Annotated in this window: 20 protein-coding genes; 7 read left to right on the top strand and 13 right to left on the bottom strand. The window is 65.2% G+C overall.

Annotated features, from left to right (window positions below; all coding sequences use genetic code 11):
- Positions 1-24 precede the first annotated feature (24 nt).
- Together AC5RUQ_RS04095 and AC5RUQ_RS04090 are read right to left on the bottom strand one after the other, a co-directional pair.
- Positions 25-1,323, bottom strand: a complete 1,299-nt coding sequence (locus tag AC5RUQ_RS04095; protein WP_493946121.1) for an Nramp family divalent metal transporter — start codon at positions 1,321-1,323, stop codon at positions 25-27.
- A 123-nt stretch (positions 1,324-1,446) separates the two neighbouring features.
- Positions 1,447-2,382 (bottom strand): dihydrodipicolinate synthase family protein, encoded by a 936-nt coding sequence (locus AC5RUQ_RS04090; RefSeq protein ID WP_493946120.1) that lies wholly within the window; start codon positions 2,380-2,382, stop codon positions 1,447-1,449.
- Between the two features lie 166 nt (positions 2,383-2,548).
- On the opposite strand from AC5RUQ_RS04090, the gene AC5RUQ_RS04085 reads away from it, so the two are divergent.
- The 3 genes from AC5RUQ_RS04085 (at position 2,549) to AC5RUQ_RS04075 (ending at position 5,401) form a co-directional block, all read left to right on the top strand.
- Positions 2,549-3,583, top strand: coding sequence for a LacI family DNA-binding transcriptional regulator (locus tag AC5RUQ_RS04085; protein WP_493946119.1), 1,035 nt, complete (start codon positions 2,549-2,551; stop codon positions 3,581-3,583).
- Between the two features lie 140 nt (positions 3,584-3,723).
- On the top strand, positions 3,724-4,149 hold the full coding sequence (locus AC5RUQ_RS04080) for a YciI family protein (protein ID WP_493946118.1): 426 nt from the start codon (positions 3,724-3,726) through the stop codon (positions 4,147-4,149).
- 4 nt (positions 4,150-4,153) lie between these two features.
- Positions 4,154-5,401, top strand: a complete 1,248-nt coding sequence (locus tag AC5RUQ_RS04075; protein ID WP_493946117.1) for an RNA polymerase sigma factor — start codon at positions 4,154-4,156, stop codon at positions 5,399-5,401.
- Positions 5,402-5,546: 145 nt separating this feature from the next.
- Here AC5RUQ_RS04075 and AC5RUQ_RS04070 read toward each other — a convergent pair whose 3' ends face one another.
- Positions 5,547-5,804, bottom strand: a complete 258-nt coding sequence (locus AC5RUQ_RS04070) for a hypothetical protein (protein WP_493946116.1) — start codon at positions 5,802-5,804, stop codon at positions 5,547-5,549.
- Positions 5,805-6,330: 526 nt separating this feature from the next.
- On the opposite strand from AC5RUQ_RS04070, the gene AC5RUQ_RS04065 reads away from it, so the two are divergent.
- Together AC5RUQ_RS04065 and AC5RUQ_RS04060 are read left to right on the top strand one after the other, a co-directional pair.
- Entirely contained in the window at positions 6,331-7,944 is a 1,614-nt protein-coding gene (locus AC5RUQ_RS04065) for an MFS transporter (RefSeq protein ID WP_493946115.1), read from the top strand.
- A gap of 249 nt (positions 7,945-8,193) precedes the next feature.
- Positions 8,194-9,303, top strand: coding sequence for an FUSC family protein (locus tag AC5RUQ_RS04060; RefSeq protein WP_493946114.1), 1,110 nt, complete (start codon positions 8,194-8,196; stop codon positions 9,301-9,303).
- Here AC5RUQ_RS04060 and AC5RUQ_RS04055 read toward each other — a convergent pair.
- The 5 genes from AC5RUQ_RS04055 to AC5RUQ_RS04035 all read right to left on the bottom strand — a co-directional run bounded on the left by AC5RUQ_RS04055 (position 9,271) and on the right by AC5RUQ_RS04035 (position 15,555).
- On the bottom strand, positions 9,271-10,044 hold the full coding sequence (locus AC5RUQ_RS04055; protein WP_493946113.1) for an SDR family NAD(P)-dependent oxidoreductase: 774 nt from the start codon (positions 10,042-10,044) through the stop codon (positions 9,271-9,273). The two genes, AC5RUQ_RS04060 and AC5RUQ_RS04055, sit on opposite strands and share 33 nt — an antisense overlap.
- 93 nt (positions 10,045-10,137) lie before the next feature.
- On the bottom strand, positions 10,138-12,051 hold the full coding sequence (locus AC5RUQ_RS04050; RefSeq protein WP_493946112.1) for an IucA/IucC family protein: 1,914 nt from the start codon (positions 12,049-12,051) through the stop codon (positions 10,138-10,140).
- A complete protein-coding gene (locus tag AC5RUQ_RS04045; protein ID WP_493946111.1) occupies positions 12,048-12,617 on the bottom strand; it encodes a GNAT family N-acetyltransferase in 570 nt (189 codons plus the stop codon). Before AC5RUQ_RS04045 ends, AC5RUQ_RS04050 begins: the two co-directional genes overlap by 4 nt.
- The gene (locus AC5RUQ_RS04040) at positions 12,614-13,963 is read right to left on the bottom strand and encodes a lysine N(6)-hydroxylase/L-ornithine N(5)-oxygenase family protein (protein ID WP_493946110.1); all 1,350 of its coding nucleotides are present in this window, start codon (positions 13,961-13,963) and stop codon (positions 12,614-12,616) included. The genes AC5RUQ_RS04045 and AC5RUQ_RS04040 overlap by 4 nt, the downstream gene beginning before the upstream one ends.
- Positions 13,960-15,555 (bottom strand): pyridoxal phosphate-dependent decarboxylase family protein, encoded by a 1,596-nt coding sequence (locus AC5RUQ_RS04035; RefSeq protein WP_493946109.1) that lies wholly within the window; start codon positions 15,553-15,555, stop codon positions 13,960-13,962. Before AC5RUQ_RS04035 ends, AC5RUQ_RS04040 begins: the two co-directional genes overlap by 4 nt.
- A 269-nt stretch (positions 15,556-15,824) precedes the next feature.
- On the opposite strand from AC5RUQ_RS04035, the gene AC5RUQ_RS04030 reads away from it, so the two are divergent.
- Together AC5RUQ_RS04030 and AC5RUQ_RS04025 are read left to right on the top strand one after the other, a co-directional pair.
- Positions 15,825-16,166 (top strand): hypothetical protein, encoded by a 342-nt coding sequence (locus AC5RUQ_RS04030; protein WP_493946108.1) that lies wholly within the window; start codon positions 15,825-15,827, stop codon positions 16,164-16,166.
- Positions 16,167-16,392: 226 nt separating this feature from the next.
- Positions 16,393-16,704 (top strand): hypothetical protein, encoded by a 312-nt coding sequence (locus AC5RUQ_RS04025; protein ID WP_493946107.1) that lies wholly within the window; start codon positions 16,393-16,395, stop codon positions 16,702-16,704.
- Between the two features lie 134 nt (positions 16,705-16,838).
- On the opposite strand, the gene AC5RUQ_RS04020 is transcribed toward AC5RUQ_RS04025, so the two are convergent.
- From AC5RUQ_RS04020 to AC5RUQ_RS04000, 5 genes are all read right to left on the bottom strand, one after another.
- The gene (locus AC5RUQ_RS04020) at positions 16,839-17,801 is read right to left on the bottom strand and encodes an NAD(P)/FAD-dependent oxidoreductase (protein ID WP_493946105.1); all 963 of its coding nucleotides are present in this window, start codon (positions 17,799-17,801) and stop codon (positions 16,839-16,841) included.
- 167 nt (positions 17,802-17,968) lie between these two features.
- The gene (locus AC5RUQ_RS04015; protein WP_493946104.1) at positions 17,969-18,322 is read right to left on the bottom strand and encodes a GNAT family N-acetyltransferase; all 354 of its coding nucleotides are present in this window, start codon (positions 18,320-18,322) and stop codon (positions 17,969-17,971) included.
- Between the two features lie 100 nt (positions 18,323-18,422).
- Entirely contained in the window at positions 18,423-19,274 is an 852-nt protein-coding gene (locus tag AC5RUQ_RS04010; protein ID WP_493946103.1) for a class II fructose-bisphosphate aldolase, read from the bottom strand.
- Positions 19,274-20,740, bottom strand: a complete 1,467-nt coding sequence (locus AC5RUQ_RS04005; RefSeq protein ID WP_493946102.1) for a GntP family transporter — start codon at positions 20,738-20,740, stop codon at positions 19,274-19,276. The genes AC5RUQ_RS04010 and AC5RUQ_RS04005 overlap by 1 nt, the downstream gene beginning before the upstream one ends.
- Positions 20,741-20,876: 136 nt before the next feature.
- Positions 20,877-21,776 carry an NAD(P)-dependent oxidoreductase gene (locus tag AC5RUQ_RS04000; protein WP_493946101.1) on the bottom strand — a complete coding sequence of 300 codons (900 nt, stop codon included), beginning with the start codon at positions 21,774-21,776 and terminating at the stop codon, positions 20,877-20,879.
- Positions 21,777-21,799: the final 23 nt, after the last annotated feature.

Here is a 21,799-nt window from a genome sequence, read left to right as displayed (position 1 = left end):
TGGTTGTCGCTGGTCGGGTGCTTTCTAGCCAATCAGGGTGGTGATGAGCCTGATGGAGGAGGCGATGATGGCGATGAGGCCAATGGCTCCGAAGAGGTTGTGCCACCACCTGTTGCGGAGGTCGCCCATGACGGAGCGCCTGTTGGCCATGATGACGATCAGGACGCCGAGCATGGGTGCGATGAGCACGGTGAGGGATTGGGCGATGACGATCAGTGCCACGGGCGAGGCTTGGAATGACAGGGTGATGATCAGTCCGAAGGCAAGGATCATGCCGGTGACGATGCGGGCGGCAGGCGATCCGGCTTCGGCGCCCCGGCCCATGGCGTCGGAGAGCATGGTGCCTCCGGCGGTGGCGTTGGCGATCATGGATGAAAAGGCTGCTCCGGAGAGGCCGAGTGCGAAGAGCATCGCGCCGACGGGGCCTGCCAGGGGCGTGAAGATGGAGGCGAGGGCGTTGATGGTTCCGGCCTCAGCTCCGGTTTTGCCGAGGACGGCTGCGGCGACCATGATGACGAGCGCGGTCATGATGCCGGGGGCGACGATGCCGGGGATGGTGTCGACGAGGGTGATGTCGCGGTAGTCGGCTCGGGTGCGGCGGTGTTCCTTGATGCCGTAGGAGGTGTAGAAGGCGGCGTTAATGGAGAAGTTGGTGCCCACGAGCGCGACGATGAGGATCTCGCTTCCGGCGGGAAGGGTGGGGACCATGCCCTCAAGGGAGCGGTACCAGTCGGGCTGGGCGACCACGGTGCTGGCGATGAAGGCTATGCCCATGAGGACGACGATGGCCAGGAGGGCCTTTTCGACGATTCCGTAGACGTTCTTGAAGGCCAGGACGAAAGCGACGGCGGCGGTGCAGACCACGGTCCACAGGACCGGGGATCCGCCGAAAATGAGGGAAAGTCCCAGCCCGGATCCGACGGCGTTGCCGACGGAGAACATCAGCGTTATGCCGAAGACGCCGAAGCCGGCCAGGACGCCCACCCATCTGCCCAGGTGTTCTTTGATGGAGGTAATCAGGGACACGGGTGTGGCGATGCCGAGCCGGACGCTCATGTCGGTGAAGAAGATCATCAGGATGGTGGAGACGGCGATGACCCAAACGAGGCTGTAGTCGAAGCGGCTACCGGCCTGGACGGCGGTGGTCAGGTTGCCGGGGCCGAACTGCCAGGCTCCGACGACGAATGCCGGGCCCATGAGGGCAAGGTAGCCAAGGAATGTTCGGTGCTTTTTTGTGGTGCCTTGGGTCGGGTTTCCTTGCTGGGTTGCCATCTGATCTTCCGTGGTTCCGGGGTGGGTGATGGTCTTATTCTGCTCGCGCATCGGCGAGTCCTCCTTATACAGCGACATTGCTGGGGGCGTCGTTGGCCCGGGGTGGAGAGTAAAAGCTGGGGCACGGGCGGCGGGCTAAGAGCCCGCCCCCCGTGAGGACCCGTGAAGGGTGGATCAGGCGCTGACGGTGACCTTGCCGATGTTTGCGGCAGCGAAGGCTTCCGCAATTTCGGTATCGGCGCCCTCGGGCAGGGGCAGGAGCGGGGTGCGCACTGTGGCGTGGTCCAGAATGCCGCGGTTCACGAGGCCCCACTTCAAGGCGACGGTGCCCTCCATGTGGGACCCGCGGTGGTAAACGTTCTTGGTCACCGGCAGCAGCCGCTCATGGATGGCGTGGGCGCGCTTGTAGTCCTGCGCCTTCCCGGCCTCGATCAGTTCGACGAGCAGTTCGGGGGCGATGTTGCCGTAGCCGACGAGCAGACCGTCGACATCGAACATCGTCGGCAGCAGGTACTCGTCATGGCAGGACAGCACCTGCAGCTCGGGGTACGCGGCGCGCAGCGCGGGGATCTCTGTGTACCACCGGCGCATGTTCCGGACACCGTTCTTCGTAGCAAAGACGCCTTCCTGGCCGGCGATCTCCAGCTGGGTGTCGAGGTCGTAGGTCGCCTTGGTGTTGTCGGGGTACTGGAACAGGATCAGCGGCAGGCCGGACTCTTCATAGATCTCCTGGTAGCGCGACTGGGGCGCGCCATTCTGGTATCCGAAGCGCAGCCACCCGTGCGAGGGGTAGACGAGACCAGCTGACGCGCCGGCCTCGACGGCCTTCTTGGCCTCAAGGGCCGCGGTCTTGTTGCCTTCCTTCGTGATGCCCGCCACGACCGGTACACGGCCGTCGGTCGACGCCACGAACGCGCGGATAACGTCCAGCTGCTCCTCTTCGGTGAGGAACGTGCCTTCGCCGGCGTGCCCCAGGACGACGAGGCTTTTCACGCCCTCGATCGATCCGAGCCACGAGCCCAGACGCTGGATTGCAGCGAAGTCGACAGCGCCATCTTCGGTGAACGGGGTGACAGGTGCGGGGCTGAGTCCGCGGAGATCGAGTGTCATTACAGCTACCTTCTTGTCTTCATTGATGGTCGGCAGTCCCGCCGGTTGAAAACGTTTGCGGGAACGTTTTCAATATTGCAACGTGTCCCAGCTCACTGTCAAGAGAACGTTTGCAAAAAGGGGGAATAGAGTGTCTGTTACGCCCCTTTCGAAGAGGAGAACCAGCATGGAACCGGCGGCTCCCGGCATGATCGTCACACTCAAGGACGTTGCTGCGGCCAGCGGCGTGAGCATCTCCACCGCCAGCCGCGCCCTGGATGAACGTACGACGTCGCGTTCGGCAGCAGCCGCGCATGTCAGGAAAATAGCCGAGGAGCTTGGCTATCGCCGCAACTCCTTCGCATCCAACCTCCGCCGGGGTGAGACCCGGACCCTTGGCGTGCTCGTGCCGCGGCTCAGCGACACGGTAATGGCCCTGATGTTCGAGGAACTCGAGCGGGCGGCGTCGGACCGCGGATACTTTGCCATGGTTGCAACCAGCGGCGATGATCCCGACGACGAACGCCGGGCAGCGGAAACCCTCCTGGACCGCAATGTGGACGGGCTGATCCTGGCCACGGCCCGAATCGACGACGATTTGCCCAAGCACTTGCGTGAACGGGGTGTGGCGCACGCGCTGGTCCTTCGCACCGACGGTGTCAGCCCCTCGGCTCTTGGCGACGATGAGGTGGGCGGATACCTGGCGGTCCGGCATCTGATTGATCTTGGGCACCGTGACATCGGGGTAGTGACCGGACCGTCCTTTACCTCCACCGGGATAGCCCGCCTCGCCGGTGCCCGCAAAGCCCTGGAGGGTGCAGGCATCCAGGCCCGGGAAGACTGGCTGATTGCCGCCGGCTATGGCATCGAAAGCGGGTTCTCCGCCGCGGAATCTTTGCTGTCCGGCGACTCTGGAAAACGTCCCAGCGCGGTGTTTGCCGCCAACGACAACCTGGCCATGGGGGTTATCGCCGCCGCCCACCGCCTCGGTATCACCGTGGGAGAAGACCTGGCCCTGGTCGGCTACAACGACATACCCCTCGCCTCCCGCCTTCCAACCCCGCTCACTTCGGTGCGGGTGCCCCTGGACCAGATCGCAGCCAATGCGATCGACCTCATCGTGAACCCCGGCAAGGAACCCAGGATCCGGAAATCCCTGCCCACGCTCATGCCCCGCCAGTCGAGCGGTTCGCCCCGATATTCAGCACCGCAGGCGCCTTAAAAGGCTCCCGGCCAGAAATACTTTGGCGCATGCGGCATTCTGAATAAGAATTTTCCTGGTTCCTGTCGATCCGGTGCCCGCCCGTTCGACGCGATAGTAGAAGGACGCATCAGGCGTCCTCAATCAGAAGGAGAAGAACCGTGAAGTTCATGCTGATAATGCGCGCTACGGACGAGGCCAAGAAGGCTTACGAAACGGCGGACATCGAACAGATCATTAACGCGATGGGCGCCTACAACGAGTCCCTCATGAAGGCCGGGGTTCTGCTGGCCGGTGAGGGGCTCGCCGATGATATGAGCGAAGCGTTCGTTGTCGACTTTTCAGGCGAGAACCCCATCGTTACCGACGGGCCGTACGGGGAAACCCATGAACTGTTCAACGGATTCTGGATCATCCAGACCGCCAGCAAGGAAGAGGCGGCCCAGTGGGCCAGCCGCTGCCCCTTGGGCCCGGGCAACAAACTCGAAGTCCGCCGCGTGACCGATATGAGCGACTTCGAGGACTTCTCGGACAACGAGTTCCTGCAAAAGGAAGCCGGCTGGCGCGAGGAACTGAACCAGCCCTAGCCACATGGCAGACAAGGACCTGCCAACGCCGGCGATCCAGCGCACCCTGGACGCCGTGTGGCGGATCGAAAGCGCGCGGATCGTCGCCACGCTTTCCAAGGTGACTGGCGACGTCGGCCTGGCTGAAGACCTTGCTCAGGAAGCGCTGCTCGACGCCCTGACGCAGTGGCCGGGGTCGGGCGTCCCGGAAAACCCGGGCGCTTGGCTCACGGCCGTGGCGAAGCGCAAGGCCATAGATGCCTGGCGCCGCCGGGAGCGGCTGGACGAACGCTACCGCGCGATTGCCCATGACCTCAGGGAGATGACTGAAGACCAGTGGCAGCCAATCCCCGATGACGTGCTTCGGCTCGTCTTCATCGCCTGCCACCCTGTGCTCTCCCGCGAGGGGCAGGTCGCCTTGACGCTGCGAACCGTCGGTGGCCTGACCACCGAGGAGATCGCACGGATGCTGCTCGTTCCCGTCGCCACCGTCCAGCAGCGCATCGTACGGGCAAAGAAAACCCTGTCGGCCGCCCACGTGCCCTTTGACACCCCCGACCCCAACGAGTGGAACGCGCGCCTGGGCGCGGTACTGGCGGTGCTGTACCTCATCTTCACCGAAGGTTATGCCGCCACAACCGGTGACAGGTGGATCCGGACCGAGGTCGCCAATGAGGCCCTGCGCCTTGGCCGCGTGCTCGCCGGCCTGCTGCCGCGGGAGCCTGAAGTTCACGGACTCGTAGCGCTGATGGAGTTCCAGGCGTCCCGGTTCGCCGCCCGCGTCAACCGCGACGGCAGCCCAATCCTGCTCGCTGACCAGGACAGGTCGCGCTGGGACCGGACGCAGATCGGCCGTGGCCTTACCTCCCTGGCCCGTGCCGATGCGCTCGGCCGCGGAAGGGGGAGCTACTGCCTGCAGGCTGCCATCGCCCAATGCCACGCCACTGCCAGCAGTTTCGAAGAAACGGACTGGAACAGGATTGTGCTGCTCTATGAAGCCCTGGGACGCCTGGCGCCCAGCCCCGTCGTCGAACTCAACCACGCGGTAGCAGTTTCCATGGCCACCGGACCTGCCGCGGCCCTGAGGATCGTGGACCGCCTCGTTGCCGAGGGCGCCCTCCGCCGCTCACACCTGCTGCCCAGCATCCGGGGAGAGTTGCTCACCAAGCTCGGGAGAACCGACGAGGCCAAATCAGAGCTGCTTCAGGCAGCCCAACTCACGGCCAACGAACAACAAAAGGCTGTTCTGCTCGCCAAGGCGGCTGCCCTCTGACCCCTGGGGAATGCAGCAGGCAGGGACAACCCCAGTCCAGGGCTTTGCCTGGTAAGGCTGACAGGCTAATGGGGACACCGGATTCCGGTGTCCCCATTCCTTCACGGTCCTACGACGTCGGTGTCCTCCGTTTGCCTCAATGTCCTCAGGACGAGTGCGGCATCTGTGGCCGGCTGGTGCGGTGGACCGCCGTGACGGCAGCCCCCTGCCCCATCCGGCCAAAGCCGGAACCGCGTTCCTTCGGATGCCGCCGCTTCCCGTTACCATCGGGCCACCTTTGCTGCCCGCCCGCTCCCATGGGAGATAGCGGGGCCGCCGCGCCAGGCATGTCCGGGGCGTCCATTGCCTCCGCCAGGTGGCTCGCCAGCTCCGGAGCGATGTGCTTGTTGTTTTCGTCAGCCATTTGTTCTTCCTTTCCCGCAACGCAATGAAATGAAGTGCTACCAATCGAGGCCAGCCAGGGCCTTTTTGTGACTGTCAGAGCGGCCGGCCATGCCCGGCCGCAGGCGTCCGCCTACCTAAAAGAAAGTGTTCCCATGGCACAACCTTAGGGAAGCGCCGGGCACCTGTGAACCCCCATAAAAGAGGTGGGCAAAAAGGACGACGGCGGCTCTGCCGGGTCGTGGAGGAGAGCTCAGGAAGCCGTGGCGGGCATCACTTTTTCGCGTGTGAAGCGTTCAAAACGACGGCAAGGGGAGCCGACTGCGAAAAAAATTCGGTGACAAGGGCGCCCGACCCCGCAGATCCCCATAACGGCGCGGGAAAAGCCGGGAAAGAAATCTCAAGGAAACGGCACGAAAAGCCTCAAAAAGGGGTGATCCTACGGCATAGACCGCGCAGACGCTACGGCATTCGCGTAAAATTGAAGGCCTGCCCGGAGCGGGGCAGCTACAAGTCGCAAGCAAATGACCTCCACGGGAGTCGCCCAAATGCCCACAGACCGAAGCATCACCGACTCTTCCGCAGGCGTATACAACGCCGCCGGAACCAACCAAGCTACACCCCCAGGCACCCCACCCGCGGCTGCCAAGGGACCACGCAAGCCAAACATTTTGAAGCGCCGCCGGCTCAAGGAGTCGGACGTCAACGTTGTTAACCAGCCCATGCTGAAGAAAGCCCTGGGCGGAACCATCGTAGGCAACACCATGGAGTGGTACGACGTCGGCGTGTTCGGCTACCTCATCACCACCATGGGTCCGGTCTTCCTGCCGGAGTCCGACCCCACCACCCAGACCCTCTTCCTGCTGGGTACCTTTGCCGCCACGTTCATCGCCCGCCCCCTGGGCGGCGTCATCTTCGGCTGGATGGGCGACAAGATGGGCCGGCAGAAGATCCTCGCCGCCACGCTGATGATCATGGCGGCAAGCACGTTCGCCATCGGACTCCTTCCCGGCTACGCCCAGATCGGACTGTGGGCGGCAGGCCTGCTGGTGCTGTTGAAGATCGTGCAGGGCTTCTCCACCGGCGGCGAATATGCCGGTGCCACCACCTTCGTCAGCGAGTACGCCCCGGACAAGCGCCGCGGCTTCTTCGCAAGCTTCCTGGATATGGGCAGCTACCTTGGTTTCGCCCTCGGCGCGGCCCTGGTGTCCGCCCTGCAGCTGACCCTTGGCCAGGCGGCCATGGAGGAGTGGGGCTGGCGCATCCCGTTCCTGGTGGCCGGTCCGCTGGGCCTGATTGCCGTCTACTTCCGCAGCAAGATCGAGGAATCCCCCCAGTTCCAGGCGACCCTGGACGCCCAGGAAGACCTCGCCAAGCATGCCGCTGCCTCGGATGAAGCAACGGCCAAGGGCCCGGTGGGAATCGTCAAGGCCTATTGGCGCTCCATCATCGTGGCGATGATCCTGGTTGCGGCCGCCAACACCGCGGGTTACGCCCTGACCTCCTACATGCCCACCTACCTCACGGAGTCCAAGGGCTACGACGAGGTGCACGGTACCCTGCTGACCATCCCAGTGCTGGTCGTCATGAGCCTCTGCATCCCCCTCACGGGCAAGCTGTCCGACCGGATCGGCCGCCGCCCCGTGCTGTGGATCGGTGCGCTGAGCACAGTGGTCCTGGCCTCCCCGGCCTTCCTGCTCATCGGCATCGGCGAAATCTGGTCCACGCTGGCCGGGCTTTCCCTGATCGCCTTCCCGGTGACGTTCTACGTGGCCAACCTTGCCTCCGCGCTGCCGGCCCAGTTCCCCACCTCCAGCCGGTACGGCGCCATGGGCATCGCGTACAACTTCTCGGTGGCCATCTTCGGCGGAACGACGCCTTTCATCGTGGCAGCCCTGATCAGCGCCACGGGCAACGACATGATGCCGGCCTACTACCTGATGGGAACTTCCCTGGTGGGTGCCGTTGCCATCTACTTCCTGAAGGAATCGGCCCAGCGCCCGCTGCCGGGTTCCATGCCAAGCGTGGATACCCAGGCGGAGGCCCGCGAACTGGTGGCCACGCAGGACGAGAACCCGCTGATCGACCTGGACGAACTCCCGTTCGAGACCCAGGACATCACGGATTCGAGTGCAGCCGATAAGGTTCCGGCCCGGGTTTAGCAGGGCGGCAACCGGCAGGCGGTGGCACCCAGGCACTCCCCCACGGGCAGGGCTAGCAGCAGCGCTCCAGGGCCCGTCATGCACAGCTTCCCGGAAAGCTGAGCAGGACGGGCCTTCGCCATGCAACGCCCGCCCACCGATGTCGCTTTATGTCCCCCGACGCCCGGAGAAATGGCCTGACCCGCGAAGCCGGTGATACGTTCCGAAGGGATCCGGAAGGGATCCGGAAAAAAGCAGGAGAGGTGCGGCATGAAGCTTCTGATGGAGCAGGTGCGCGCCCTTCACCGGCTGGAACCCGCCAACCGTGACCATCTCGCAGCCCTGCGGGTAGCCCTCAGTGTTGCAGTTCCTTCACTGCTGCTCCTGGCCGCCGGCCGCACAGACCTCATCATGTACGCCGTCTTCGGTGCGTTGACGGGCATGTACGGGCGCTCCGAGCCGCACCAGCTCCGCCTCCGGCACCAGTCCCAGGCCGCGGTGGTCCTGCTCGGTGGTGTTGCGGCAGGCCTGTTCCTGTCCGTCAACCACCTCCACTCCTGGTGGCTCGTCGCTGTCGAAGCGGTGCTGGCCGGCGCGGGATCCGTTTTTGCGGACCGGGTGCGGCTGAAACCCAACGGGCCCTTCTTTGGCATCCTCGCGCTGGGGGCCTGCGCCTCGGTACCTGCGGCGGTTCCCTGGCAGGTGGCCATGCTGATCGCCGCAGGGTCCGCCGCCTTCTCCATTCTGGTGGGGTTCGGGGGCTGGATCCGCAGCAGGTCCTGGTACCGCGGCGCTGTCCGGAACGTTCCCGCCATGCACCCCGCCGGCCGTGCTGAGTTGTTGGTGCACGCAGCCCGCTACGTTCTGGCCGTGGGAGCTGCCGGCACCGTCGGCGTCCTGTCCGGCAGCGGCCACCCGCACTGGGCTATGGCCGCCGCTGCGGTACCCCTTGCCGGGGCCGACCTCCCCAGCAGCGTCCGCCGCGGGATCCACCGCATCGTGGGGACATTCCTCGGTTTGGCGGTCACCGCCGTCGTTATCCTTCCCGGCCCCTGGTCCCTGGCCGGGCTGTTCCCGGGCCGGCAGGCCGTGGTGCTTGCCCTCCTGGTGATCCTCTTCCAGTTCACTACCGAGCTGTTTATGGCCCGCCACTACGGCCTGGCCATGGTTTCGTTTACGCCGGTAATCCTGCTGATTACCCAGCTCGCCGCGCCCATCGACCCCGCGGTGCTGATCCTGGAGCGCGGCGTCGAGACGCTGGTCGGTGCATTGGTGGGCATCGCGGTGGTGGTAGCCGTCCGCCGGTCCGGGACCCGCAGCCCGCGGGCATTGCTTGGCCTCGCGCCCCTATTTCGGCTTCCGCGGAGGACCCGCCAGTAGTTTGGCTGGCGCCACCCGGGCAACCGCCGCCAGTACCTTGTACCGCCTGGACGGGATGGAAACCGCTTTGCCCCGCTGGTTGTCCGCCAGGCCGTCCCGGACCACCCGGTCTGCGTGCAGCCAGGCCCACGAGGGCGCCACCGATTTGTCCATGCCCATCCGGTCGTGGAACTCCGTATGGGTGAAGCCAGGGCATACGGCGGTGACCTTAATGCCCCGCTGCCGGTAGGCGAGGTTCGCCCACCGGCTGAAGCTGACCAGCCACGCCTTCGCCGCGGAGTAGGTTCCACGCGGGAGGAAAGCGGCGATGCTGGCCACGTTGATGATCCGGCCACCGCCGCGTTCCAGCATCCCTTTCAGCGCAGCATGGGTGAGCTCCATGGCCGTCTCGCCGTGCAGCTTCAGGTGCTTTTTCTCCTCCGAGATGGGGTTGTCCTCGAAGTTGTGCAGCAACCCGATCCCGGCGTTGTTGACCAGGATGCCCACCGGCCGCTGCGGATCGGAAAGGCGTGCGACGACGGCTGCCACGCCGGCGTCATCCGTCAGGTCGGCGGGCAGGACCTCAGCCGTGATTCCGTAACGCCGTTCCAGGCCCGCCGCGGTTTCCTCGAGGCGGGCCCGGTTCCGCGCCACCAGCACCAGGTTGCAGCCCTGGGCTGCGAGCTGGCGCGCGAACTCGGAACCCAGTCCTGCACTGGCACCGGTGATCAGGGCCGTCGTTCCGGAGGAGTCTGCAGTCATGCTGCAAGCCTAACGATCAGCTGATGGCTTTTGGCTGCACTGTCCGGGCTGCAGTGTCCCGGCTGCAGTCGGGCGGCCTTGCTGTTCCCGGTGTTATTTTCCGGCGAACCTCGCCAGCGGGTTCGCCAGGCGCCCGGCCATCTGCAGGCCTCCGGAGGGATCCGACAGGTCCAGCATCTGCTGGTTGTTGCGCAGCTGGAGCCTGTTGAGGCAGGACAGTTCAAAGTCCGGCGCGAAGAGGTCATGCCGGGCGAACTGGTCCGCGAGCCCGGGGTGCTGGGCCTGGTAGTCCTGGATGGCGGCGGCGGCCGTCCGCCAGAACTCCTCCTGGCTGAGCTTGCCGTCCTCTGCAAGGAGTGCAGCCAGGAAGCGGAAGATGCAGTCGAAGATGTCCGTGAAGATGGCCAGCACCTTCTCGCCGTCCGGGATGGCCGCCTTGATCCGCGACACCTCTTCGGGCAGGTCCAGCCTGTCGCCCATCACCACAACTTCCTCGGCGATGTCCTTCATGATGGCGCGGACCGGCACCCCGTCCTCGAGGACAAGGATCACGTTCTCGCCGTGCGGCATAAACGCCAGTTCGTACTGGTACAGGCAGTGCACCAGCGGAACCAGGTAGGCCTCGAAATAGCGCCGCAACCAGTCCTGCGCGGCCAGTCCGGAACGCCCGATAAGGGCGGAGACCATCGGCCTGCCCTCGGCATCCACGTGCAGGAGGGACGCCATGGTGGCCAGCTGCTGCCCGTCCTTCAGGAGCGGCAGCGGGCTCTCGCGCCACAGCGCCGACAGCATCTTCCGGTAGGGCGAACCGTTCGCGGACCCGGCCTCGTAGTTCCTGTTGTGGTAACCGATGGCTGCGGTCTCACCGATCATGGTGAAACCGCGGGCCTGAAGTGCACCGTCTGACTCGATCAGGTTCCGCAGCCAGTCGTTGATGGCCGGGGTGGCCTTCATATACTGCGGCGACAGGCCGCGCATGAACCCCATATTCAGTACGGACATTGCGGTCTTGACGTAGTGGCGCGCCGGTGCGCTGGTGTTGAAGAACGTCCGGATGGATTGCTGCGCCTGGTAGACGTCCGTGCCGGTGCCCAGGTGGACGATGCGCTGCCGGGCGATTTCCGCCGCGAACGTGACGGTGAGCTTGTTCTCCCACTGCCACGGATGCACGGGCATCAGGAAGTACTGGTCCGGGTCCAGTCCCCGCACCTGCAGTTCGGCGTCGAAACTGCCCAACAACGGACCGAGCTCGGCTTCCAGGTGGGCCCGGTAGTCCAGCCCGGCAGCGGATGTGAAAACGGCGTGGCTGCGGTGGACGGCGATCCATTCCAGCTGGACCGGGGCGCCGGTTTCGGGAGCGAACGCGCGGTAGTCGGTGATCCCGAAACCCAGGCGTCCGTTGTTGGCAACAAAGCACGGATGCCCCTCGGTCATGCTCCGCTCAATGGCCTGGAAGTCGGCGGCGCGGTCCACCCCGCCGGTAACTCCGGCCGCGAGTTCGTGAGCCGACGGCTGGCCGGCCCACTGCTTGTAGGCGTGGCTTGCCAGGGTGCTGCTGACCTCCTCAAGGTACACCGGGAGCATCTGGAGGTTGATGCCCAAGGTGCGGTGGAAAGCCGTGATGAAGTCCAGCACTTCCAGCGGCGTTTCGGTGCCGTCCTGGAAGCAGCGGATGGAAGCGGCGTCGATGGACCAGTGGTCCAGTTCGAGGACCCTGGCGGCGAACCGGTACTCCTGCCTGCCGTCGTCGCTGCGCACCCGGTACCTGCCGGTCCCGCCAACAGCGCCGGCGACCCCGTTGGTGCCGGCGTCGGGACACCGCTCCGGGGCGAGGATACGTTCGTGCGAAAACTCGGCGAGCGCCTTGCGCAGTACATGCCGGTTGGCCTTGTCCCAGCGTTCTCCGGTGAGGTGCGGTACGTCGGCAGTGTTGGTGCCGGCATCATTCGCGGATAAGGGTGGGCCGGCGCTGACAGCGGGGGCGGCGGGGTCGAGATGGATAGTCACAGTGAGGCTCCCTGTGGGACGGGTCTGGAAAGAGTGTCGAGTGCCGTGCGGGCGGCCAGGTATTCGTCGCGGCTGCAGAAGCTCAGCAGCGCGTCCTTGTCGGGAAGGGTCACGACGCCGGCGGGATGGAAGCCCAGCCGTTCGTTCAGGGCGTGGATCTTGGTGTTGCGCGCATCAGGTTCCACCACGATGCGGTCCACTCCGGGCTTGGCAAAGAGCCGGTCAAGGACGGCGTCCATCACGGCGGCGGTGTAACCAGGCCTGGGCCCTGACATCGGCGGCGCCACCAGCAGGTGCATCCCCAGGTCGCCGGGCAGGACGGGATAGACCGCCGCCAGGGGCGAATACGCGGGAAGATACTCCTCCATCAGGAAGGCGGGGATGCCGCCGTCGAGCCCCAGCAGCGCGTGGTGGTGGGCGCTGGCCTGGATTTTGGCGTATTCCTCCACCACGTCGTCCACGCCGGCGGACAGCATCCCCCAGAACGAGGCGTAGGGCTGGGTCACCCAGCTGTGGAGGAGCGGTGCGTCCGCCTTCGCGTCGAGGCAGCGGAAGGTAAACCTCATGCCGGCACCCCTGTCCTGGTTTCAACGTCAGGCTGGGCGCCCATGCCGGCGGGTGACCCGAACTGCTGGAAGGCGATGCTGCGCTCCAGCGGGTACACCTCGCGCCCCGTGATTTCCCGGAGGATGCAGGAGTTGCGGTACGCGCCCAGTCCCAGGTCCGGGGTGACGAATCCGTGCGTGTGCAGTTCGGCGTTCTGGACGAAAATCTCCCCCGGTTCGACGCCGGTGCTGTAGTTGCGGTCCACGGCGAACCTTCCTGCGCTGTCCCGGGCTATGCGGTCCTGGATGCCGGCCAGGAAGCCGGGTTCCTGGTAACCGTAGCCGGTGGCGAGCACCACGGCTTCGCTGTCCAGCGTGTAGGACGTCCCTTGCTCGCCGTGCCGGAGGTGCAGGGTGTGCGTACCGGTTTCCGGATCCCATCGGGCAGCGGTCAGTGCCGAATGGGTCAGCAGCTGCGTGTCCACCATTCCGGAGATGCTCCTGGTGTAGAGCAGGTCGTAGATGGCATCGATGAGATCCGAGTTAATGCCCTTGTAGAGGTTCTTCTGGGTCTTGTTGAGGTGGTCGCGCTGGTGCTGAGGGAGGCTGTGGAAGTAGTCGACGTACTCGGGCGAAGTCATCTCGAGCGTCAGTTTGGTGTATTCCAGCGGGAAGAACCGGCCAGAGCGGGTCACCCAGTTCAGCTGGTAGCCGTGCGCCTCCGACTCCTGGAGCAGTTCATAGTAGATCTCGGCTGCGCTCTGGCCGCTGCCCAGGATGGTGATGCTGCGCTGCTGCAGCAGTTCCGCCTTCCGTGCCAGGTAGTCCGCGTTGTGGAAGGCCACGCCACCGTGTCCTGCTGCTGCATCGGCAGCGATGTCCGCCGCGGCTTCCGGCACGTACGGGGAGGTGCCGGTGCCCAGCACCAGCCGCCGCGCCAGCAGCACCTCAGGCCCTTCGGGACCGGACACGGACAGCCGGTACACGCCGTCGTCGTGCGTTACGTCCAGCACAGCTGTGCCAAAACGTACGGATGGCAGCTGCCCTGCCACCCACTGGCAGTACTGGTTGTACTCCGCGCGCAGGGGGTAGAAGTTCTCCCGGATGTAGAAGCGGTACAGCCTGCCTGTCTGCTTGAGGAAGTTCAGGAACGAGTAGGGCGAGGTGGGGTCTGCCAGGGTGACGAGGTCGGCCATAAAGGGAACCTGAAGGTGGGCCGGCTCAAGCATCATTCCGGGGTGCCAGTCAAAGGATTCCCGGCGTTCCAGGAAGATCCCGTCCAGGCCCTCCACCGGCTCGCTGAGCGCAGCCAGCCCCAGGTTGAAAGGCCCGACGCCGACGGCAGCAAAGTCGTGAATGCGGCTCATGCGGATACCTCACTCTGCAGCAGCCCCGCGCCGGTGCGGCGCAGGAGGTCGATGATGCCGGCGATGTCCTCCAGCGTGGCCTCGGCATTGAGGAGCGTGAACTTGAGGTAGTGCCGGCCGCCCACTTTTGTACCGGCAACCACAGCTTCGCCTGAGGCGAAAACGGCGGCACGGATAGCGGGGTTGAGCGCGTCGGCCGCGTCCTCGGAGAGCCGTCCGCCGCCATCCAGCCTCGGCCGGTACCGGAAGACCAAAGTGCTGAGCTGCGGCGGCGCGGCGAGTTCGAAGTCGTCCTCGATGGCAAGGAGGGAGCCCACGCGGGCGGCAAGGTCGATGGCTTCGTCGAACAGGGCGCCAATCGCGTCCGCACCCATGATCCGCAGGGTGAGCCACAGCTTCAGTGCGTCGAACCGGCGGGTGGTCTGGATGCTCTTGTCCACCTGGTTGGGGATCTCGGCGAGCGCCGCGCTTTCCGGGTTCAGGTAGTCGGCGTAGTAGGTGATGTGGCGCAGCATGGATGCTTCCCGGACCAGGAGGGCACTCGAGCTGACCGGCTGGAAGAAGGTCTTGTGGAAGTCGACGGTGACGGAGTCCGCCAGGCCGGTTCCGTCCAGCAGGTGGCGGTAGCGGCCGGACACCATCAGGCCGCCTCCGTATGCTGCATCGATGTGGAACCAGGCCCCATAGACCCGGGCCAGGGCGGCGAGGTCTGCGAGCGGGTCAACCGCGCCGAAGTCGGTGGTCCCGGCGGTGGCGACAACTGCCATGGGTGACAGGCCGGCGTCGCGCGCTTCAACCATGGCCCCGGCAAGGGCAGCAGGATCCATGCGGTGGTCGGGTGTGCAGGGAACGGTGATGACGGCGTCGAAGCCCAGGCCCAGCATGGAGGCTGACTTCTGGATGCTGAAATGGCTGTCCTCGGACGTGAAGATCCGCAGCGTGTCCAGGAGGGCCGGAAGGCGGAAGTTGCTTCGGGACGGGTCCTGGCGGAGGCGGGCCACGGCGTGGTTGCGGGCGATCAGCAGGGCCTGGAGGTTGGACTGGCTGCCGCCGGAGGTAAAGATTCCGTCCGCGTTATCCCCGAGGTGCAGCCGCTCTGCTGCCCAGTCGATGAGGCGGCGTTCGATCATGGTGGCACCGGCGCTCTGGTCCCAGGTGTCCAGCGATGAATTTACGGCAGACAGGATGGCTTCTCCCACCAGCGCCGGAATGACCACGGGGCAGTTGAGGTGTGCCGCGTACTTCGCGTCGTGGAAGTAGATGGCGTCGCGCAGGTACACGTCTTCGAGCTCCTGCAGTGCCGCTGCCGTGTCCTGCAGGGGCGTTTCAAGGTCCACCGCGGCAACGCGGGCTTTCATCTGGGAAGGCCCGACGCCGGTGAACGGCCGGGTGGTCCGCTCCAGTTTGGTGGCTACGGCCGTGACGCCCTGCAGCACCTGCGCCACATAGCGGGGGGAGTTGCGGGCGTTGAAGAGATGGTTTGTGGCCCCCAGGGCGAGCTCCACGCGGGACCCGAAGTCCTGGCCTGGGGCCTGCTGTTGATGGCGCGGGTCATCCACTCGTAACTCGTCAAGGCGGGGCGTAAGCGGCACTGGTCTTCCTTTGGTCGGCGTATCCGGCAAGTTGCAAAGGTAAGCCTTACTTAGGGCAGCCTTTTAAGCAAACTTCTGTGATGTATTTGTCCCGAGGTCCGCGATTCGCCGTTTTTTCGCCGCTGAGTCCGTCATTGACTGGCGGCGCGAGCTAGGCGTCCTGCAGAATGGCCCCTCCAGCACAGCTGCAGACAAGACATGCGCGAAGTCCCGGACTAGGGTTTGGCGCGTACCGGCAGCCGGGCATTGCAGAAATCACAGGGGGAAACATGGAACAGCCAGGAAGTGCGATCGAATTCCGGGAAGTGGACCAGGACGGAAACCCAGCAACGGAGGCATTCCGGTCCGGAGCGGGGGAAGAGTCGCAGAGCAGTCCCGTGCCCGCCGTGAACCCGTTCATTGTGATTCTGTGGCTCCTCGCCATCCTGCTCATTGGGGGCGGAGCCTTGATCTTCCTCAACGCCAACACGATGGTGGGCCCGACGACTTCAGGAATGCCGGCATCTTTCCTGATGTTCACTTTTGCCCCTTATGCGATCGTCGCGGGGCTTGCTGCTGCCATCTGCCTGCTGTTCTGGCACGCATTCCAGTGGCAGCGCCGGCGCGGCTGAAGTCGGGGCGGGCACGGATGGCTGGAACCCGCGGCGCCGGGGCAGCCAGGACCGCGTTGCGGCACTGACGGGGTGGACGGGGTTCCCGGGGTGCGCTGGATCACAAGCTGATTTGCCCAACTATTAGTAAGCATGCTTAGGTTATGGGGTAAATGAACCTCCGCAAGCAGTCGCGGCGGGGCTGCCAACGCCGGCAGTACCGTGAAGAAGCCCAAGGACGAACATCATGACCATCGTTACAGAAGATCAGCCAGTGGCTCCTGCGAAGCCCGAGACAGGACCCGAAGCCCTCTTGAGCTCCACCCTCCCCGTTGACATGGGATTGTTGGTCACCCTGAATTCAAGAATGCACTGCCGCGCCCCGATGCTGCGTGTGGATCCGGACGCACTGTCCCTGTACCAGCCCGTTCACGTTGATGGAGCAACGGTCATTCCCGTTGGCGCCGGCTCCCCGCCCGCCAGCGTGGAAACCTACCGCTGTGCCTGCGGCTTCACTATTGATGTCCCGGCTGCCAGCATGCACGCGCTGGCCAGCTGACCACAAGGGAAGAGCTGGCCGGAACCGCCGGCTGACTCACACCGAGCCGGATTGCGGGGAACCTGGTGGGTACGGGTGCCCCGCAAACCAGCAAGCAAGCCGGCCAACTAACCGGCCGCCAGCTAAGCAGCAGGCTAATGCACTGCAGCAGTCCTCGCCGCCTCCACTGCCCGCCGCGTATCTTCCAGTACCAAATCCGCGTTGATGGCGGCGGCCGCTTTCAATCCAGCCGCTGCGGCCGTCATCACCTGGGCCGAGACGTCGGTCGCGTTGCCGGCCGCCCAAACCCCCGGGCAGGACGTAAGTCCCGACTCGTCGGTGGCCAGCCGCGTCCCCGGCCCTTCTTCCAGGCCATCCGGTTCCAGCCCGAGGGCATGGAGCATGTTGGCCTTGCTCACGGTGGCTGGGCTGACCACCAGCACCTCCAGCGGTACCGCTGATCCGTCGTCGAGCGTGACCCCCGTGAGCTTGTCGTCCTGGACCAACACGTTGCGGACCCTGCCATCCACCACTTTGACGGACCGTGCTCCCAGCTGTTCCGCTTGGCCCGGACTGAGCGTCAAATTGTCGTTGAGCAGGAGGGTCACGTCTGGGCTCCACTGCCGGAAGGTCAGGGCATGCAACACAGCGTGGGCATCCGATGCAAGCACCCCAACCTGTTGGTTCCTGATTTCCCAGCCGTGGCAGTAAGGGCAGTAAAGTACGTCCCTGCCCCAGCGCTCGGCTACACCCGGCAGGTCGGGAAGCTCATCTTTGATTCCCGAGGTAATCAGCAGCCGGCGGGCCGTGCAGGTAGTGCCGTCTTCGAGCGAGAGCACGAAGTTGCCGCCGTCCCGCCTGGCGGACTCAACAAAACCGGTGACGGTCTCCCCGCCGTAGTCCGCAAGTTCCCGGCGCCCGGCAGCAAGAAGCTCGCTGGGGCTCATACCCTCGCGGGACAGGAAGCCATGTACTCCTTCCGCGCGCAGGTTTCGCTGCCCGCCGGCATCGATTACCGCCACGGAGCGCAGCGCCCGGGCAAGGGCAACGCCTGCGCTCAGCCCGGCCGGTCCCCCGCCGATGACGGCAACGTCGAATAGCTGTTCTTGGTGATTCATCCAGGATTCCTTCCCCGGTGCGCTGCTCCCTGAAAGGTGGCGCATTCAACTGCGTGCGCCCTCTGCAAGACCGCGCTCAGGAAAGGTACCCGGCGCTGCGGCGCTGTAACACGCAGTCCGGTTCCGGAAGGAGGATTTTTATTTCTTCTCGGAGCTGAGTCTGTTCGTTAGGCTCCCGAACCGCTAGTGGCCTGGCTTTCCGGCCAGTCGACGCACTGCTCATAGCCCTCGTGCTTGCGGAGGTAGCTTGCAATGAAGGGGCAGTGCGGGATGATCCGTTTTCCTGCTGCCACGACGTCATCCAGGGCGAAGTGGGCCAGTACCTTGCCCAAGCCCTGGCCCTCAAAGTCCGGCGACGTTTCGGTGTGGCTGAAGTCGATATGGCCCGGCAGGTCCTGGTAGAAGGACTGGACGGCCAGCTTGCCGCCCACCAGCAGTTCATAGCGGTGCTGCGCGTCGTTGCGCCTCAGCGTGACATCGGGCGTGAACCTATCCTCGGTGGACATCGTGTTCTCGGTCATGCTTCGACACTGGCACTACTTCAGCCCGCTGGCAATGCCCCCGCTTACCCTTCAACATCAGTAGGGCAAGGGCCAGGAAGGCAAAAGAGGGAGGCCAGGATCAGCGCGTGAGCATACCCAGGGCCGTTGTGGCGAAGCTGCCCGCGGACTGGTTCCAGTGGCCCAGGAGCCCCTGCAGGTTTTCACCGTCGGAACGGTGCCCGGGCAGCTGCTCCTGCAGGGCGGCGAGCACGCCGGTGCGGAGCTCGGTGTTGAAGTTGACCTTGCCAACGTTCATGGACGCGGCTTTCACCAGCTCCTCTGCAGGGATCCCGGAGGCCCCGTGCAGGACCAGCGGAATGTGCGTCCGCACCGCGATGTCCTGCAGCACGTCCCAGCGCAGCTGCGGCTCGCCCTTGTACTTGCCGTGGACATTCCCGACGGCGACCGCCAGCAGTTCCGCGCCGGTCCGGGACACAAAGTCCTCCACCTGGGCCGAATCCGTCAGCCCGGCGACGGCCACGCCGGACTGGTCGGCGCCAAAGGCACGGTCCTCATCACCGGCGAGTCCGCCCAGCTCGGCTTCCAGCACGACGTCGGGCCCCAGCAACTTACGGGCAGCTATGACCAGTGCGATGTTGTCCTCGTAAGGAAGGGATGAACCGTCGGCGAGGACAGAGTCCGCCCCTGCCGCGACGGCGTCGGCCATCACCTGAAGGTCCGCAGCGTGGTCAAGCTGCACGGCAACGGGCACTGAAGCTGCGTCAGCCAGGCCCCGGAGGGCCCCGATGAGGCGCAGGCCGTTGGAGGTGGCGGCGGTCTTGGGTGCCACGAGGAGGATGACGCCGCGGCCGGATTCCTCTGCAGCGCCCACCACGGCCAGTGCGGTGGTGAAGTCGTAGCAGGTGAAGGCCGGGACGGCGGACCCCTGCTGGAGGGCGGAGGTGACCAGGTGGTCGAGTCGGGTGCGCATCAGACGCCCAGGCCTCCTACCAGGATCCAGGCCACGAAAGTCAGCGCGAAGCCGGCAAGGCCCAGGATGGTGGTGAGGACGGTCCAGGTCTTCAGGCCGTCGGAGACCGTGAGGCCGTAGTAGCGCACCACAGTCCAGAACCCTGCGTCGGTCACGTGGGACAGGCCCAGCGAGCCGAAGCCAATGGCGATGACGATCACGGCGATCTGGGCCGGCGTGTAGCCGCCTTCCATCACGGCGGAGGTCAGCAGGCCGGTGGTGGTGACGATTGCAACGGTTGCCGAGCCCTGTGCGGCACGAAGGGCCAGGGAGATCACGAAGCCCAGGGCGATGACGGGCAGGCCCAGGTGGTCCAGGGTCTGGGACAAGGCGGCACCGATGCCGGACGTCCGCAGGACCTCACCGAACACACCGCCGGCCGCGACCACCATCAGGATGGAGGCGATGGGAGGCAGTGCCCCCTCGAAGATTTCGCCGGTTTCCTTCAGTGACCAGTTGCGGCGGACTGCAAGCAGGAAGAAGGACAGCGCGACGGCGACGAGGAGCGCGAAGAACGGGTTGCCGACAAACGCGGCCAGGCCGTACCAGGAGTTGTCCTTGGGGATGGTGAGGGTGCCCAGGGTGCCAAGCAGGATCTGCACGATGGGTGCGGCGATGAGGAAGATGATCAGGCCGGGGCGGGGAGGTGCGATGGCTGCGGCACCGGGGCCGTCATGGCCTACCTTGGCCAGGGAATCGGAGCCGAATTCTTCCACCTGCGCCTTAACCGACGGGAGGAGTTCATACTCCTTGCGGTTCATGATGCTGGCCACCCAGTAGGACAGGAAGCCCAGGGGAACACAGATGGCCAAGGAGATCAGGGTGATGAGTCCGATGTCGGCGCCGAAGACACCTGCTCCTGCCACGATGCCGGGGTGCGGCGGGACGGCCACGTGGATGGCGAGCATGATGCCGGCCATGGGCAGGCCGAACTTGACCGGATGCACGTTGGCGATCTTCGCGAAGGCGTAGACGATGGGGACCAGCACGATGACGCCGACTTCAAAGAAGACGGGGATGGCAACCAGGAAGCCGACGGCGGTGAGGGCCACGGCCACCCGCTTGGCACCGAGCCTGTCGGTGAAGTGGGCGGCAAGGGACTGCACGCCGCCGGAAACCTCGATCATGCGTCCCAGGACGGCGCCGAGTGCGATCAGCAGCGCCACCTTGCCCATGGTGCTGCCCACGCCGTTGGCGACAACGGTGAAGACGTCCTTCAGCGGGATCTGGGCGGCGACAGCAACCATGATGCTGACGGTGAGCAGGGCAACGAAGGCCTGGATCTTGAAGCGGATGATCATCACCAGCAGCACGGCGATGCCGAGTGCGGCGATGGTCAGCAGCAGCGGAGTGCCGAGCTCCACTGCGGGTTTGATGGCTGGAGCATCAGCCGCCCGCACTATCAGCGGGTTCATCAGATGGTTCACTGTGGGTGTCTCCTTTGACGAGCCAGTCTTCAAGAAGACGGGCAATCAGGCGCTGGTTTTTTCTATTGGGGAAAGGCCGGGAGGTACGGCGACGGCGGAAGGGGGACCGTCGCCATACTTTTTTTGGAAGGTGGGGCTAGTTGGTGCGCTTAGTGGGGGCAACAACCTTGATGACGGCGGAGTCATCAGCGGCGGCGAGTCCTTGGGCCTGGCCCAAGAGGTAAAGCTGCTCAGCAGCGGCGGCAACCGGAGCTGCCAGTCCTGCCGCCCGGGTGGCCTTGCCTACGATGCCCATGTCCTTGACGAAGATGTCCAGGCGGCTGAGGACCTCGGCGCCGTCCTCGTTGTAGGCCTCCAGGATTCGGGGGCCGCGGTTGGAAAGCATAAACGAGCCGGCGGCACCGGCTTCGAGGGCGGCAAGGGTTTTGGCCTGGTCCAGGCCGAGTGCGTCGGCAAGGGCCATAGCCTCGGCGGCGGCGGCGATGTGGACGCCGCAGAGGAGCTGGTTGACGGTCTTGAGCGCCTGGCCGTCGCCGGGCTTGTCGCCCACGACGGTCAGGGTGGAGGCCAGCAGTTCCAGGGCCGGAGCCGCCTTTTCGCGTGCTTCCGGGGAAGCCCCGACGACGATCAGCAGGTCGCCTTCGCCGGCGCGCTTCGGGCCGCCGGACAGCGGGGCGTCCACCAGTTCGACGCCGTACTCGGCCAGCTTTGCGACCGTTGCGGGAATGGCTTCAGTGCCTACGGTGCTGCCCAGGATGACCACGGCGCCGGGCTCGAGCACAGAGGCCACGCCGTTTTCACCGAAGAGGACGTCGTTGAGCTGCTCTCCGTTGCGGACGGCCAGGAGAACGGCGTCAGCGCCCTTGGCGGCTTCGCGGGCAGTAGCGAAGGTAGCGATGCCTGCTTCTTCGGCGAGCTTGAGGCGGGGGTCGGCGATGTCGAAGCCGTGAACGGTCAGCTGCGAAGCGAGGCGGGTGGCCATGGGCAGGCCCATGGCGCCGAGGCCCAGGACGGTGACGGTGTAGTTGCTGATCATGGTGTTCTCCATTGAAGGTGTGC

The organism is Arthrobacter sp. MDT2-3 (assembly GCF_059090465.1).
The sequence above is the reverse complement of the archived record's forward strand: the minus strand, read 5'-3'. Positions and strand labels throughout refer to the sequence as shown.